The 15,218-nt window shown below is 67.3% G+C and carries 8 protein-coding genes; 7 read left to right on the top strand and 1 reads right to left on the bottom strand.

Going from position 1 to position 15,218, the window contains the following annotated elements; translation table 11 throughout:
• Positions 1–44 precede the first annotated feature (44 nt).
• Both OG246_RS40015 and OG246_RS40010 read left to right on the top strand, forming a co-directional pair.
• Positions 45–1,121, top strand: coding sequence for a lytic polysaccharide monooxygenase (locus tag OG246_RS40015; RefSeq protein ID WP_266474151.1), 1,077 nt, complete (start codon positions 45–47; stop codon positions 1,119–1,121).
• 337 nt (positions 1,122–1,458) lie between these two features.
• On the top strand, positions 1,459–4,734 hold the full coding sequence (locus tag OG246_RS40010) for a GH92 family glycosyl hydrolase (protein ID WP_266474150.1): 3,276 nt from the start codon (positions 1,459–1,461) through the stop codon (positions 4,732–4,734).
• 73 nt (positions 4,735–4,807) lie between these two features.
• Here OG246_RS40010 and OG246_RS40005 read toward each other — a convergent pair whose 3' ends face one another.
• The gene (locus OG246_RS40005; RefSeq protein ID WP_266474149.1) at positions 4,808–8,635 is read right to left on the bottom strand and encodes a GH92 family glycosyl hydrolase; all 3,828 of its coding nucleotides are present in this window, start codon (positions 8,633–8,635) and stop codon (positions 4,808–4,810) included.
• Positions 8,636–9,120: 485 nt separating this feature from the next.
• Between OG246_RS40005 and ngcE the strand changes: the two genes are divergently transcribed.
• From ngcE to OG246_RS39980, 5 genes are all read left to right on the top strand, one after another.
• The gene (ngcE, locus tag OG246_RS40000) at positions 9,121–10,566 is read left to right on the top strand and encodes an N-acetylglucosamine/diacetylchitobiose ABC transporter substrate-binding protein (protein ID WP_266474148.1); all 1,446 of its coding nucleotides are present in this window, start codon (positions 9,121–9,123) and stop codon (positions 10,564–10,566) included.
• Between the two features lie 33 nt (positions 10,567–10,599).
• Positions 10,600–11,532, top strand: coding sequence for a carbohydrate ABC transporter permease (locus OG246_RS39995; RefSeq protein WP_266474146.1), 933 nt, complete (start codon positions 10,600–10,602; stop codon positions 11,530–11,532).
• Between the two features lie 15 nt (positions 11,533–11,547).
• On the top strand, positions 11,548–12,486 hold the full coding sequence (locus tag OG246_RS39990; protein ID WP_266474145.1) for a carbohydrate ABC transporter permease: 939 nt from the start codon (positions 11,548–11,550) through the stop codon (positions 12,484–12,486).
• Positions 12,487–12,749: 263 nt separating this feature from the next.
• Positions 12,750–13,949 (top strand): ROK family transcriptional regulator, encoded by a 1,200-nt coding sequence (locus tag OG246_RS39985; RefSeq protein WP_266474144.1) that lies wholly within the window; start codon positions 12,750–12,752, stop codon positions 13,947–13,949.
• A gap of 122 nt (positions 13,950–14,071) precedes the next feature.
• Entirely contained in the window at positions 14,072–15,157 is a 1,086-nt protein-coding gene (locus OG246_RS39980) for a sugar ABC transporter substrate-binding protein (RefSeq protein ID WP_266474143.1), read from the top strand.
• Positions 15,158–15,218 lie beyond the last annotated feature (61 nt).

The raw sequence follows: 15,218 nt of genomic DNA, 5'->3' as shown, positions 1-15,218 counted from the left end.
CTCATCCGGACCCCGATACGACACTGAGCAAAGGGGCTCTTGTCATGCTCATGCCCGCACGCGTGACGCGATTACCGCTGTCCACCCGCCACAGAGCACTCCTCCTGGTCCTGCTCGCCCTCCTCGCCACCGTCCCGGCCCTCGGCCTGGTCGTCACGGCGGGCGGCGAGGCCGAAGCCCACGGCACCCCCATGAAGCCGGCCAGCCGCACCTTCCTGTGCTGGCAGGACGGGCTGACCGACACCGGCGAGATCAAACCCGTTAACCCGGCCTGCAAGGCGGCACAGCAGGTGAGCGGCACCACGCCGTTCTACAACTGGTTCTCCGTGCTCCGCTCGGACGGCGCAGGCCGCACCCGCGGCTTCGTCCCGGACGGCGAGCTGTGCAGCGGCGGCAACACCAACTTCACGGGCTTCAACCAGCCGCGCGACGACTGGCCGCTCACGCATCTGACCTCGGGCGCGACGGTCGACTTCTCGTACAACGCGTGGGCCGCGCACCCGGGTTGGTTCTACGTCTACATCACCAAGGACGGCTTCGACCCGACGCGGACGCTGACTTGGGACGACATGGAGGACTCGCCCTTCCTCACGGTCGACCACCCGCCGCTCAACGGCAGTCCGGGCACGGTCGAGGCCAACTACTCCTGGTCCGGGACACTTCCGGCGGGCAAGTCGGGCCGCCACATCGTCTACGTGGTCTGGCAGCGCTCGGACAGCGCGGAGACCTTCTACTCCTGCTCCGACATCGTCTTCGACGGCGGCAACGGCGAGGTGACGGGCATCCACGACCCGGGCAACCCGACCGAGCCCCCGCCCGGCGCGTGCGCGGCCACCCGTCGTACGACGAACAGCTGGTCCGGCGGCTACCAGGCCGAGGTGACCGTCACCAACACCGGCGACGTCCCGATGCTCGGCTGGATGGTCGACTGGACCCTCCCGAGCGGGCAGTCGGTCGCCAGCCTCTGGAACGGCAACGCGACATACGAGGGCCAGGCGGTGATGGTGCACAACGCCAACTGGAACGGGGAACTCGATCCGGGCGAGAGCGCGACGTTCGGATACGTCGTCCAGGGCGCAGGTGACGATCCGTCAACCGCACTTCCCTGTCGGGTCGGTTGATCGGCTCAGGGCGGACCGGGTGGGTGGTACGAACTCACCCGGTCCGCGAGCCCGGGCCGGTCGGGGGAAATCCGGCCCGGGTTGGTGCGTGGCTTGTGACGACCATGGTGGGCGACAACGTTGTCGAATGGTCTGTGCATGACTCTATCGCCTCAACGGACAACGATGTCAAGCCAGTTGGTTCCCGGCAGCCCGCGTGCTGGGCCATCGGGGTGCCCGCCGGGCGAGTCTGCGGCCCCGTACGCGGTCTTCCGTGGTACCCGTGGCGCACGTTACTGTCCCTGCGGCTTGTGCGACCTGTGGTGCGCGACCCGTCCGAAGGAGGAGGGGCCGCGTCATGCGTTTCCGTCCGTCATCCGTCCTGCTCGCCATCGCCCTGACGGCCAGCGGTGCCACCCCGGCTCTCGCCGCGACCGCCGCACCACCGGACCTCGTCCGGGACCCCACCGCGTACGTCGACCCGCTCATCGGCACGAAGAACGGCGGCAATGTCTTCCCCGGCGCCGTCGCGCCGTTCGGCATGCTCTCCTGGAGCCCCGAGAACACCCGGGGAAGCGCCACCAGCACGGCCGCGCCCGGCGGTTACCAGTACGACGCCACCCGCATCCGCGGCTTCAGCCTCACCCACATGTCCGGCACGGGCTGCGCGGGCGGCAGTGGCGACATTCCCTTCTTCCCGTACGCGGGTGAGGTCACCTCCTCGCCCGCGAGCGACACCAAGGACGCGGTGTACGCCGCCGACTTCGCGCACGCCGACGAGAGCGCGGAGCCCGGCCACTACAAGGTGGGCCTCGCCTCCGGCGTCACCGCCGACCTCACGGCGACCACCCGCACGGGCTCGGGCCGCTTCACCTACCCCGCCGACAAGCCCGCCTCGCTGCTGATCCGTACCGCCAACTCCGAGGTGGGGTCGACGACTTCGGACGTGCGCATCGACCCGGCGACCCGCACCGTCTCCGGCTCCGTGACCTCCGGGAACTTCTGCGGATACCTCGACCCGGAGGGTCAACGCGCCTACTACACCCTCTACTTCACCGCCAGCTTCGACCGCGACTTCAAGGCAACCGGCACCTGGCAGGACGACAAGCTGAACCAGGGGTCCACCGAGGCGAGCGGCGGCACCGGCGGATTCGCCACCGGCGGGCGTCCGGTCGCGGGCAAGGGCGCGGGCGGCTATGTGGAGTTCGAGCCCGGCGCCGGCCCCGTGAACGTCAAGGTCGGCATCTCGTACGTCAGTCAGGCGGGCGCCAAGGCCAACCTCGCGGCCGAGAACCCGCCGACCCGGACCTTCGCGGACGTCCAGGACGCCGCCCACCGGGCCTGGCGCGACGAGCTCGACGCGATCAAGGTCGGCGGCGGCACCGACGCCGACCGCACCACCTTCTACACCGCGCTCTACCACGCCCTCCTGCACCCGAACGTCATCAGCGACGCCGACCGCAGATACAGAGGCAGCGACGAGAAGGTCCATGCCGTGAGCAAGGGCCACAAGGCCCAGTACGGCACCTTCTCCGGCTGGGACGTCTACCGCTCCCAGGTCCAGCTGCTGACCCTCCTCAGCCCGGACACCGGCTCCGACATCGCGCAGTCGCTGCTCGAACTCGCCCGGCAGAACGGCGGGATCTGGGACCGCTGGCTGCACGGAGCGAGCGGCACCCACGTCATGAACGGTGACCCTTCACCGGCCGCGCTCGCCGGCATCCGGGCCTTCGGCGGCACGGACTTCGACCTGGACGGCGCCCTCGACTCGCTGGTCAAGGCGGCGACCGTACCGACCGAGCAGGACCTCTCGTCGGCGGGCAAGCCGGTCCTCTCGGTGGGCCAGCGCCCCTCCCTCGACAAGTACCTGGAACAGCACTACATGCCGTCCGTGTCCAACGCCTGGGGTGGTGCCGCCGAGACCCTGGAGATGTCCGGCGCCGACTTCGCCATCTCCCAACTGGCCGCGGCGGCAGGGGAGAAGAACACGGCCGCCGAGTTCGCCACCCGCTCCCAGTGGTGGCAGAACAACTTCAACATCGCCGCCGACCCGACGGGCGGCTACATCGCCAACCGGAAGGCGGACGGCAGCTGGGTCACCGGCTTCACCCCGGCGACCGGCAACGGCTTCGTCGAGGGTACGGCGGCCCAGTACACCTGGATGGTGCAGCACAACCCCGCCGGGCTCTTCGCGGCCATGGGCGGCCGAGACGAGGCCGTGGACCGCCTGGACACCTTCTTCCACAACGCCGACGGCAGCTGGGCCTTCACGGGCAGCGGCGGCGACAAGTCCGAGCTGGACAACGAGCCCTCGACCAACGTGCCGTACCTGTACGCCTACGCGGGCGCGCCCTACAAGACGCAGGAGACCGTCCGCGCGGCCATGAACCAGCTCTGGTCGACACAGCCGGGCGGCATCCCCGGCAACGACGACCTCGGAGCCATGTCCTCCTGGTACGTCTTCTCCGCGCTCGGCATGTACCCCCAGGTGCCGTCCCGAGCCGAACTCACCCTGTCCTCACCGCTGTTCCCGAGGGTCGAGATCGACCGCCCGGGCAGCGCCGACATCAAGATCCGTGCCACGGGCGCGGCCGCCGACACCCCGTACGTGCAGTCGCTGAAGGTCAACGGGCGCACCAGCGACCGTGCTTGGCTCCCGGCGTCCTTCGTCCGCAACGGCGGCACGCTCGACTACACCCTTGGCGCCACTGCCAACAAGCAGTGGGGCAGCAGCGAGACCGCAGCCCCGCCCTCCTTCCGCGAGGGCGAGCAGCCGTACCAGATCGGCGTGGGCCCGACCGCCGCGACGCTCGCACCCGGCGGCTCCACGAAGCTCGACATCCGCGCCCTCGCCCTGAGCGGCGGCGCGGGCCCCGAGGTCCGCTTCCGGGTGGACGTGCCCGAGGGCGTGACGGCAACGCCCGCAGAGGGAACGGTGATCGACGGCACGCAGTCGATCACCCTGTCCGCCGCCTCGGACGCCAGACAGGGCTTCTACGACGTCAAGGTCACCGTGACATCGGCCGACACGTCGTACGGGCAGCCGGTGGCCCTCACCGTCGCCGCCCCGGGCTCCCTCCTCGCCGCGTACAACAACACCGGCGTCTCGGACGACGTCGGTGACCACGACGAGGCCGACTACGACGGAGGCGGCTGGAGCTACTCCCGCCAGGCGCTGGCAGCCGCGGGCCTGACCCCCGGCCGGCAGGGCACGCTGTCCGGCGGCCTCACCTACACCTGGCCCGACTCGCCGTCCGCCCGCCCGGACAACGCCTCGGCGACCGGCCAGACCATCGAACTCCGCCAAGCCGCAAGCCAGTTGTCCTTCATCGGCAGCGCGGTCAACGGCAACCAGCAGACCAAGGCGACCGTCACCTACACCGACGGCACCACCGACCCCGTCGACCTCTCCTTCACCGACTGGACCGTCGGCGGCGGAGGCGGCACCGTCCAGTACGGAAACGAGACCGTCGCCAGGGCCGCCTACCGCAACGTCGCAGGCGCGGACAAGGACCCGGTGGCCACGTACGTCTTCGCCACCAAGCCCTTCCAGGCCCCGTCCGGCAAGACCGTCCGGAGCGTGAAACTGCCCGACAACGCCGATCTCCACGTCTTCACCCTCGCGGTGAGCTGACCCTCGTCAAGGGTTGAGGGGCGGCCGCGGAGTCAGGACTCCGCGACCGCCCCTCTCCCGTGGGGGGTATCGGTCAGGCCAGCAGTTCCACCTCCGCCAGCGTCGCCGCACCGTCGAGGACCAGGCGGTAGTGGGTGTACGAGCCCGGTTTCGCGACCGAGAACGCCCGGGTCTGCTTGTCCCAGGTGAAGGACTCGCCGGAGCGCTTGTCCAGGTCGGTCCACTTGGTGCCGTCGGACGAGCCCTGGAGGACCCAGCCCGTCGGCGCCTTGGTGTGGTCCGAGGGTGACGTCAGCGTGTACTGAACTCCCTTGGTGGACGCGGTGACCGGCAGCTCCACCGACTCGACGCCCGCTTCCGTCGCCGACGTGTTGTCGAACAGTGCGCCCGCGCCCTTCAAGGTGTCAGTACGCGGCGCGGGCGCCTTGTCGTCCTTCGTGATCGACACGGGCGCCGCGTTCTTGCCGGTGCCCCACGAGGAGGGCTTCGGGCCCATGTCGAACTCCAGCACCGCGCCCTTGGAGATGAGCGAGTGGGGGAGCGAAGTCGACGTCCACTTCTTGCCGTTGACCTTCAGACCCTGCACGTACACGTTCTTCGCGCTGTTCTTCGGCGCCTTGACGACGAGGTCCTTGCCGTTCTCCAGATGAACCGTCGCCTTGGTGAACAGCGGGGAGCCGACGGCGTATTCGCCGGAGCCCATCACCAGCGGATAGAAGCCGAGCGAGGAGAAGAGGTACCAGGCCGACTGCTCGCCGTTGTCCTCGTCGCCGTGATAGCCCTGCCCGATGTCGCTGCCGGTGTAGAGGCGGGAGAGGACCTCGCGGACGTTCTCCTGCGTCTTCCAGGGCTGGCCCGCCGCGTCGTACATGTAATTCACGTGGTGGGCCACCTGGTTGGAATGCCCGTACATGCCCATCCGTACGTCACGGGCCTCCGTCATCTCGTGGATGACCCCGCCGTAGGAGCCCACGAAGTCCGGCGAGGCCGTCTCGGGCGTGGCGAAATAGGTGTCGAGCTTCTCGGCCAACCCGCTCCGACCGCCGTACAGGTTCGCGAGACCCTTTGAATCCTGCGGCGCGGTGAAGGCGTACCCCCACCCATTGGTCTCGGTGTAGTCGTAACCCCACACGCGCGGGTCGTACTTGGACGACTCGACCCGCCAGTCGCCCGTCGCGTCCTTGCCCTGGAAGAAGCCGGCCTGGGAGTCGAAGAGGTTGACGTAGTCCTGGGCCCGGTTGAGGAAGTACGCGGCTTCCTCCTTGTAGCGCTTCTCGCCGGTCTTCTTGTAGAGCGCCTCGCCCATCTTCGCGATGCCGTAGTCGTTGAGATAGCCCTCCAGGGCCCAGGACAGGCCCTCGTGGGTGTCCGTGCTCGTGTAGCCGAGGAAGGGCGAGGTGGTCATGCCCTTGCGGCCCACACCGGACGAGGGCGGGACGACGGTCGCGTTCTTGACCGCCGCGTCGTACGCCGACTCCGCGTCGAAGTCGACACCCTTTACGTACGCGTCCGCGAAGGCCACGTCCGAGGACGTGCCGGTCATCAGGTCCGCGTATCCGGGCGAGGACCAGCGCGAGGTCCAGCCGCCGTCCTTGTACTGCTGCACGAACCCGTCGACCATCTCACCCGCCTGACCGGGTGTCAGAAGTGAGTACGCCGGCCAGGTCGTCCGATAGGTGTCCCAGAAGCCGTTGTTGACGTACACCTTGCCGTCGACGATCTTCGCGCCGGTGTGGGTGGGTGTGTCAGGACTCGGCATCGGCGAGAACGGCGAGGCGTACTGGTACTTCGAACCGACCTTCTCGAAGCCGGAGTTGGGGTACAGGTACAGCCGGTACATGCTGGAGTACAGCGTCGTCAGCTGGTCCGGCGTCGCGCCCTCGACCTCGACCGTGCCGAGGATGTCGTCCCACTGCTGCTGGGCCCGCGCCTTGACCTTGTTGAAGGACGTGCCGTCGGGGATCTCCTGGCGGAGGTTGTCCTTGGCCTGGTCGACGCTGATGAGCGAGGTGGCCAGGCGCAGGGTGACGGTCCGGTCGTCGCCGGCGTCGAACTTCAGGTAGCCCTTGACCCCGGACGAGTCCCCTTCCGTGACCGGCGCGTCGAACACCCCGTACACGAAGAGCCGCGTCGCCCCCGTGGACAGCCCGGACTTCACGTCCGAGTAGCCGGTGACGATCCCGTTCTCCTTGTCGAGCGTCAGCCCGGCCTGGTCGGTGACGTTGTCGAAGACGACACTCGCGTCGTCGCCGGGATACGTGAACCGCAGAGCGGCCGCGTGGTCCGTGGGCGCCATCTCGGCCTTGAGGCCGTTCTCGAAGGTGACGCCGTAGTAGTACGGGCGCGCGATCTCGTTCTCGTGGCTGAAGGCGAGCTCGCGTGCGTCGCGGCCGGTGGCCGGGGTGCCCGACGCGGCCGACGGCATCACCTGGAAGGTCTGCCGGTCGCCCATCCAGGGGCTCGGCTCATGGCTCGCGCTGAACGCCTGGATGGTGGGCAGGTTGTCCGCGTTGTTGGACCGCGCATAGTCGTAGAGCCAGCTCAGCGAGCCCGCGTTGGTCACCGGCGTCCAGAAGTTGAAGCCGTGCGGGACGGCCGTCGCGGGGAAGTTGTTGCCGCGCGAGAAGCCGCCGCTGGAGTTGGTGCCGCGGATGGTCGACGCGTAGTCGGACAGATGCGCCTTCGGCTTCTCGGGCGCCACCGTCTTCAGCGACACATCGTCCAGCCAGCCGCGGAACTTCGCCGGGCCCTTGGGGGAGTCGTACGCCACCAGGATCCGGTCCACGGTCTTCCCGGCCGCGACCGAACCGATCCGCGAGGCGACGCTGTTCCACTGGTTGACGTAGAGGACGTTGGACGCGCCCTGCCCCTGCGGCGTCAGCGCGAACCCGTGCTGGTCCAGGGCCTTGAGGTCACTCAGATAGGTGCCGTCCGTGAACACCAGGTCCACGGCCACGTTAGTGGCGTCGTAGTCCAGGTCGCCGTCCGCCATCGACGGGAAGACCTTGTACGACAGCTCGGTGTTGCGGCCGACGGCCACATCGACGTCGAAGACCTTGTTGTACGAGTACGCCCGGCCGTCCGCCTTGTGCGTACCGGCGTACCGCAGGGCCCGCTTGCCGGTGAAGCCCGCGCCCGCCTTGGCCGTCGGGGAGCCGCTGGGGCCGCGGTCCACCAGCGAGAGCATGTCCTTGGGCGTCGGGTCCTCGGTGGCGCCCGTGGAGAACTGGACGTCGGCGAGCTGAAGGATGTCGCCGCCGTTGTTCTTGGTGATGTCGAGCCGGAAGTGCTGGTACTCGACGGGACTCGCGATGTCGTACGACTTCGTCTGGAACCGCTCGCCGAACGACTCGCCGGAGCGCGTGTCGAGGGTCTTCCAGTCCTTGCCGTCCGTGGAGCCCTGGAGGGTCCAGTCCTTGGGGTCGCGCTCGTCGTGGTCGTTGGCCGAGGTCAGCGCGTACGTGACCACCTTGACCGGCGCGCTCAGGTCGAACTCCGCCCAGCCGGTGGGCTCGAAGACCAGCCACTTGGTGCTGGGCTCGAGGTCGGCGAGGTTCTCCTTCACCTCGCCCCCGCCCGTGTTCTCGCCATTGGCCCGGACGTCGGTGACCTGGTCGGTCACATTTCCGGGGATGCCGGTGCTGTAGCCGCCGTCGACACCCGACGCCCGTTTCACTCCTTCGGGTGTCATATCGACCGTGTTCAGCCAGTTCGGTGCGGGATCACCCGATTCGAATGAGGAGGCGAACTCCTGGTCGGGGGCGGCGGCTTGGGCGGGCAGGGCCACTGCCGCGCCCTGTGAGGCGACCAGCAGTGAGAAGGCGGCCAGCCCTACAACTGTGGTCCAGCCCCCTCTGCGCCTAGCCGGAGAACTCCGTCTGTACCGAGCTCTGTGCTGCATGCGCGAGCACCCTCCCTGCACCTGGACAACGTTGTCAGATTCGCTGCGCAAGGACCAGTAGGGAGTCAAGTTGTCAGCGATGTCAAGGGTGTTGAAAGTGGCGTCCGGGGTGAATGCCGCACGACAAGCCGCGCATTACTCCCATCATGGGAGGTTGGCACCCTGTGGATCTTCTTCGGGGTAACGCACGGGCCCTCCACATTTCCGCGAGGTCTCAACTCGGAAAAGACCAACAGCCAAACGTGCATTCGATCTTGCTCAGTTGGCGGGAAGTGGACTATACCTGTCGGCGTCTGCCCAGCTGTTCGACGGCTGTGTACAGGCGCGACCCGGGGGGAAATCTGGAGGCGGCGGACCGTGTCATATGCACCGACCACCGTGTCGTTCCACTGAATCCCTCATGTACGACCCCAGCTTGACCTAACCGCGGTGCCGGGGAGGATCCGGTTCACCGCCTGAGTCCTGAAGAAGGCGAGGACTTGAGCATGGGATCCAATTCCGCCGAGAACAGCAACCCCGAGGGCGTCGGACGGCGCGATCTGATCAAGCGGTCGGCAGCGCTCGGCCTGATTTCCGTTCCGACGATGAGCTTCCTGTCCGCCTGTGCGAGCGGCGGGGGCGATGACACCTCCGACGACCCGACCAAGGGCGCGACCAGCGCCGAGAACCCCTTCGGGGTGGCGAAGAGCAGCGCGCTCGACGTCGTCATCTTCAAGGGCGGCTACGGCGACGACTACGCCAAGGCCTGGGAGGCGGCCTTCGACAAGAAGTGGGGCACCAAGAGCGCGCACACCGGCACCCAGGAGATCACCGGCAAACTCCAGCCGCGCTTCAACAACAACACCCCGCCCGATGTCGTCGACGACTCCGGCGCCCAGCAGATCAAGCTCGACGTGCTCTTCAAGAACGGCCAGCTCCTCGACCTGGCCGCCGTCCTCGACTCGCCGTCCATCGACGACCCGAGCAAGAAGGTCCGCGACACCCTGATCCCCGGCACGCTCGACCCGGGCCTGCAGGGCGGCAAGAACGTCGCTCTCCCGTACGTCTACACGGTGTGGGGCCTGTGGTACTCCGGCAAGCTCTTCAAGGACAAGGGCTGGGAGGCGCCGAAGACCTGGGACGAGTTCCTCGCGGTCTGCAAGGCGGCCAAGGACGACGGCATCGGGGGCCTCGCGCACCAGGGCAAGTACCCGTACTACATCAACGTCGCCATCATGGACCTGATCGCCAAGAAGGGCGGTCTGGACGCCATGAAGGCGATCGACAACCTCGACCCGAAGGCGTTCGTCGGCAACGACGCCGCCAAGGCGGCCATCGAGGCGATCTACGAGGTCGTCGAGAAGGGCTACCTGATGGCCGGCACCAACGGCCTGACCCACACCGAGTCGCAGACCCGCTGGAACCAGTACAAGGCCGCCTTCATCACCTCCGGCTCCTGGCTGGAGAACGAGCAGCTCAAGCAGACCCCGGCCGACTTCGACATGAAGTTCCTGCCGATGCCGAACCTCCCGGACAGCAAGCTGCCCTTCGAGGCGATCCGGGCCGGCTCCGGTGAGCCCTTCATCATCCCGGCGAAGGCCAAGAACCTGGCCGGAGCCCAGGAGTTCCTGCGCTCCATGCTCTCCAAGGAGTGGTCGACACTCTTCGCCCAGCAGGCGAACTCGCTGAGCATCCTCAAGGACGGCGTCGACTCCGGTGTGGAGCTGCGCCCAGGCACCCAGTCCACGGTCGAGGCCTCGAAGGCCGCGGGCGACAACACCTTCAACTTCCTGTACCCCAACTGGTACAGCGAGATGGACGTCTCGATCCAGAACGCGTCAAATGAACTGATGGCCAAGCGAATTCAGCCCGCGGAATGGCTGAAGCGCGCCCAGGCGGCCGTGGACAAGGCGGCCAAGGACCCGGAGTCCAAGAAGAACCACCGCGACTGATCAAGCACACCGGAACACCAGGGGCAGGATGCCATGCGAAAAGGGCAGTACCGGTTTGTCGCGGGGTTTCTCCTCGCACCATTGGCTCTGTATCTGATCTTCGTGATCTGGCCGTACATACAGACCATCGGCTACTCCTTCACCGACTGGCAGGGGCAGTCGCAGACATTCAGTTTCGTCGGTCTGGACAACTACAAGGCGTTGTTCCAGGACGACATCTTCCTGGGTGCGATCTGGCACAACCTCCTGTTCCTGGTGTTCATCCCGGTGATCACCATCCTGCTCGCCCTGTTCTTCGCCTTCATGGTGAACGCGGGCGGGCGGGGCGGCTCCGGCGGCGTGCAGGGCGTCACGGGTTCGGGCTTCTACAAAATCGTCTACTTCTTCCCGCAGGTGCTTTCGCTGGCGATCCTCGCGGTGCTCTTCGGGGCGGTCTACCGAAGTGACGAGGGCGGTCTGCTCAATGGTGTCCTGGTCAAACTGGGCCTGGTGGACGCGAGCAGCCCGATCGAGTGGATGAACGAGCCCAACCTGGTCCTCTGGTGCCTGATGGCCGTGGTCGTCTGGCACGGCGTGGGCTTCTATCTGGTGCTGTTCTCGGCGGCGATGCAGTCCGTCCCGAAGGACATCTACGAGTCCGCGCTGCTCGACGGCGCCGGCCGTGCGCAGACCTTCTTCCGGGTGACCCTGCCGCTGCTGTGGGACACCGTGCAGACCGCCTGGGTCTATCTGGGCATCATCGCGATGGACATGTTCGTCCTGGTCTCCACCATGACCTCGGGCACCGGCTACGGCGGCGGCCCGGACCACCACAGCGACGTCATGGCGAACGTGATGATGCGCAACTTCCTCTACTTCGGAAAGAGCGGCTACGCCTGCGCCATGGGCGTGGTCATGCTGCTCCTCACCCTGATCCTGTCCGTGGTCACGCTGCGCGCCACCCGCCGCGAGCGCATCGAGTTCTGAGGCGGAGACAGACCAATGAGCGCACCCATCAAGGAGCCGACGCAGACCGGCGACGGCATTCCCGGCAGGCCGTCGGTCACCAAGGCACCGCCCCGTCCGGGCGGCGCCGGGCGGAGCGAGGGCATCACCCTCAACGTCTTCTCGCACGGATTCCTGGTCCTGTGGGCCGTGTTGATCGTCCTGCCGCTGATCTGGCTGGTCCTGGGCTCCTTCAAGACCGATGCGCAGATCGGCGGTTCGGCCCTGAGCTGGCCGTCGAACTGGCAGTTCGACGTCTTCAGCAGGGCCTGGGACAAGGGCATCGGCGACTACTTCACGAACACGATCATCGTGCTCGTCTTCTCGGTCCCGCTGACCATGCTCTTCGGCTCGATGGGGGCCTACGTCCTGGCCCGCTACGAGTTCCCGGGCAACCGCTTCATCTACTACTTCTTCGTCGGCGGGGCGATGTTCCCCGTGTTCCTCGCCCTGGTGCCGCTGTTCTTCATGGTCAAGCGTCTCGAGATGTTGAACACGTACCAGGGGCTGATCCTGGTGTACGTCGCCTACTCGATGCCCTTCACCGTCTTCTTCATGCACGCCTTCTTCCGGACGCTGCCGACGGCGGTCTTCGAGGCGGCGGTGCTCGACGGCGCCTCACACACCCGGGCCTTCTTCCAGGTCATGCTGCCCATGGCCAAGCCCGGCCTGCTGAGCGTCGGCATCTTCAACGTCCTGGGCCAGTGGAACCAGTACATCCTCCCGTCCGTCCTGATGCAGCCACAGAAAGGCGGCGATCCGGAGCGCTATGTCCTGACCCAGGGCCTCATCCAGCTCCAGCAGCAGCAGGGTTACGCCACCGACCTCCCCGTCCTCTTCGCTGGTGTGACCATCGCGATGATCCCGATGCTCGTCGTCTACCTCTCCTTCCAGCGCCAGGTCCAGGGAGGTCTCACCTCGGCGACACTCAAGTAGCACTTTGCAACGCCGTTCGCCGGCGCATCACCCGCCCCTTCGTGTTCACCTCCTCCGACCGGGGAGTGGCGAGTACGTGTCCGCAGGGTGACGGAAACGGATTGTTGCTCGGCGGCCCCGATTTCCGTCAAGGACTTGACTGCGGTAACCCGTTCAGCGGAGCTTGGAGTTCACAACTTGTAGTGACCCGGGTTCCACTGCTGTGACCTGGGTCACATGGGCGGCATCGAGGCCGCCCACCTACGGCGGGAGTGGATGAGTCGATGGAGACTCCGGGATCGCAGTCGTCGCTGCACCGAGCCAATCTGGAGCGCGTCGTACGTGCGGTGCGTCTCGCCGGTTCGCTCACGCAGGCGGAGATCGCGAGGACGACGGGCCTGTCCGCGGCGACCGTCTCCAATATCGTCCGGGAGCTCAAGGACGGGGGAACGGTCGAGGTCACACCCACTTCGGCCGGCGGCCGACGGGCCCGCAGCGTCAGTCTGAGCGGCGACGCGGGCATCGTCATCGGCGTCGACTTCGGGCATACGCATCTGCGCGTCGCGGTCGGGAACCTCGCCCATCAGGTGCTCGCCGAGGAGTCCGAGCCGCTGGATGTGGACGCCTCCGCCGCGCAGGGCTTCGACCGGGCGGAAGAGCTGGTCAGCCGCCTGATCGCGGCAACCGGTGTCGACCCGACGAAGATCGCCGGCGTGGGCCTCGGCGTGCCCGGGCCGATCGACGTCGAGTCGGGCACCCTCGGCTCCACCGCCATCCTGCCGGGCTGGACCGGCACGAAGCCCGCCGAGGAGCTCGGGGGACGGCTCGGAGTGCCGGTGCACGTGGACAACGACGCCAACCTGGGCGCACTGGGGGAACTGGTCTGGGGGAGCGGGCGCGGGGTCAAGGACCTGGCGTACATCAAGGTCGCGAGCGGTGTCGGCGCCGGCCTGGTGATCAACGGCAAAATCTACCGCGGCCCGGGTGGCACAGCGGGAGAAATAGGGCATATTACCCTTGATGAATCCGGCCCCGTCTGCCGTTGCGGTAACCGGGGCTGCCTGGAGACCTTCGCGGCCGCCCGCTATGTGCTGCCGCTCCTCCAGTCCAGCCACGGCACGGATCTGAACATGGAAGGCGTCGTCAGGCTGGCGCGGGACGGTGATCCGGGCTGCCGTCGGGTGATCGCCGACGTCGGCCGCCACATCGGCAGTGGAGTGGCGAACCTCTGCAATTTGCTGAACCCGAGCCGGGTGGTCCTCGGCGGCGATCTCGCCGAGGCCGGGGAGCTGGTTCTCGGGCCCATCAGGGAGTCGGTGGCCCGCTACGCGATCCCCAGCGCCGCACGTCAACTCTCGGTCCTTCCAGGGGCCCTTGGGGGCCGTGCGGAGGTCCTCGGAGCGCTCGCTCTCGCACTCAGCGAAATGGGCGATTCGACCCTTTTGGACGGGTCTCTGCATGCTGCGAGCCCCGCCTTCACTTAGAGAACGCACGAGGCCGTTGCCATCTCGTTAAGTATTTACTTCTTGACGTCGCACGTACGGCCGAGTTGACTTCGAGCCACCTCGGCCGCAACGACGCGGCCTCGTCAGGGAGGTTTTACAAAATGAACACGTTCGCGCGTCGTGCCGCAGTGGCTCTCACCGCCACCGCGATGGCAGCGTCGCTCGCCGCTTGTGGCGAGGCCGGGGATGACAGTGGCTCCTCCGGCGACAACAAGACGATCGGCCTGCTGCTCCCCGAGAGCAAGACCACGCGTTACGAGTCGTTCGACTACCCGCTGATCAAGGCGAAGGTCACGGAGCTCTGCTCCGACTGCAAGGTCGACTACAAGAACGCCAGCGAGAACGTCTCCACCCAGAAGCAGCAGTTCGACGACCTCATCGCCTCCGGCGTGAAGGTCATCATCCTCGACACGGTGGACTCCCCGTCCGCCAAGGCGTGGGTGACGGAAGCCGCGAAGAAGGACGTGAAGGTCGTCGCGTACGACCGCCTCGCCGAGGGCCCGGTCTCCGCGTACGTCTCCTTCGACAACGAGAAGGTCGGCCAGCTCCAGGGCCAGGCCCTCGTCGACGCGCTCGGCTCCAAGGCCGCCACCGCCAACGTCGTGATGATCAACGGCAAGGAGAGCGACCCGAACGCCGCGCTGTTCAAGACGGGCGCGCACTCGGTCCTCGACTCCAAGGTCGGCAAGATCGTCTACGAGCAGTCCGGTGAGTGGGACCCGGCGATCGCGGGCCAGAAGGTCGGCGCCGCCATCACCTCCCTCGGCAAGGACGGCTTCGACGCGGTCTACTCCGCGAACGACGGCATGGCCGGCGGTGTCATCGCCGCCCTCGAGTCGGCCGGCATCAAGAACATCCCGGTCGGTGGCCAGGACGCCGAGCTCGCCGCCCTCCAGCGGATCCTCGCGGGCACGCAGTCCTTCACGATCTACAAGCCGTACAAGCCGGAGGCCGAGAAGACCGCCGAGATCGCGGTCAACCTCCTGAACGGCAAGGCGATCGACTCGCTGGCCGACACGACGATCGACAGCCCCAGCAACAAGGGCATCCCGTCGTCGCTGCTCGAGCCGACCGTCGTGACCAAGGACAACATCAAGGACACGATCATCAAGGACAACTTCTACAAGGTGTCCGAGATCTGCACCGCCGACTACGCCGCCGCCTGCAAGGCCGCCGGCATCTCGTAGTCCGCAGACCGGTACGGCGCTCCGCTCCTCCGCATGCCCCGCGATCGGGGCGGGGCGCCTT

It is taken from the genome of Streptomyces sp. NBC_00620 (genome assembly GCF_026341825.1).
Taxonomy (GTDB): domain Bacteria; phylum Actinomycetota; class Actinomycetes; order Streptomycetales; family Streptomycetaceae; genus Streptomyces.
Note: the sequence above shows the minus strand (reverse complement) of the source record. Positions and strands in the feature narration are given on the sequence as shown.

Bases quoted from the DNA above. Each gene is read 5' to 3' on its own strand.
- OG246_RS40015 (WP_266474151.1), top strand. From the start codon at position 45: ATGCTCATGCCCGCACGCGTGACGCGATTACCGCTGTCCACCCGCCAC.
- OG246_RS40010 (WP_266474150.1), top strand. From the start codon at position 1,459: ATGCGTTTCCGTCCGTCATCCGTCCTGCTCGCCATCGCCCTGACGGCC.
- OG246_RS40005 (WP_266474149.1), bottom strand. From the start codon at position 8,635: ATGCAGCACAGAGCTCGGTACAGACGGAGTTCTCCGGCTAGGCGCAGA.
- ngcE (WP_266474148.1), top strand. From the start codon at position 9,121: ATGGGATCCAATTCCGCCGAGAACAGCAACCCCGAGGGCGTCGGACGG.
- OG246_RS39995 (WP_266474146.1), top strand. From the start codon at position 10,600: ATGCGAAAAGGGCAGTACCGGTTTGTCGCGGGGTTTCTCCTCGCACCA.
- OG246_RS39990 (WP_266474145.1), top strand. From the start codon at position 11,548: ATGAGCGCACCCATCAAGGAGCCGACGCAGACCGGCGACGGCATTCCC.
- OG246_RS39985 (WP_266474144.1), top strand. From the start codon at position 12,750: ATGGAGACTCCGGGATCGCAGTCGTCGCTGCACCGAGCCAATCTGGAG.
- OG246_RS39980 (WP_266474143.1), top strand. From the start codon at position 14,072: ATGAACACGTTCGCGCGTCGTGCCGCAGTGGCTCTCACCGCCACCGCG.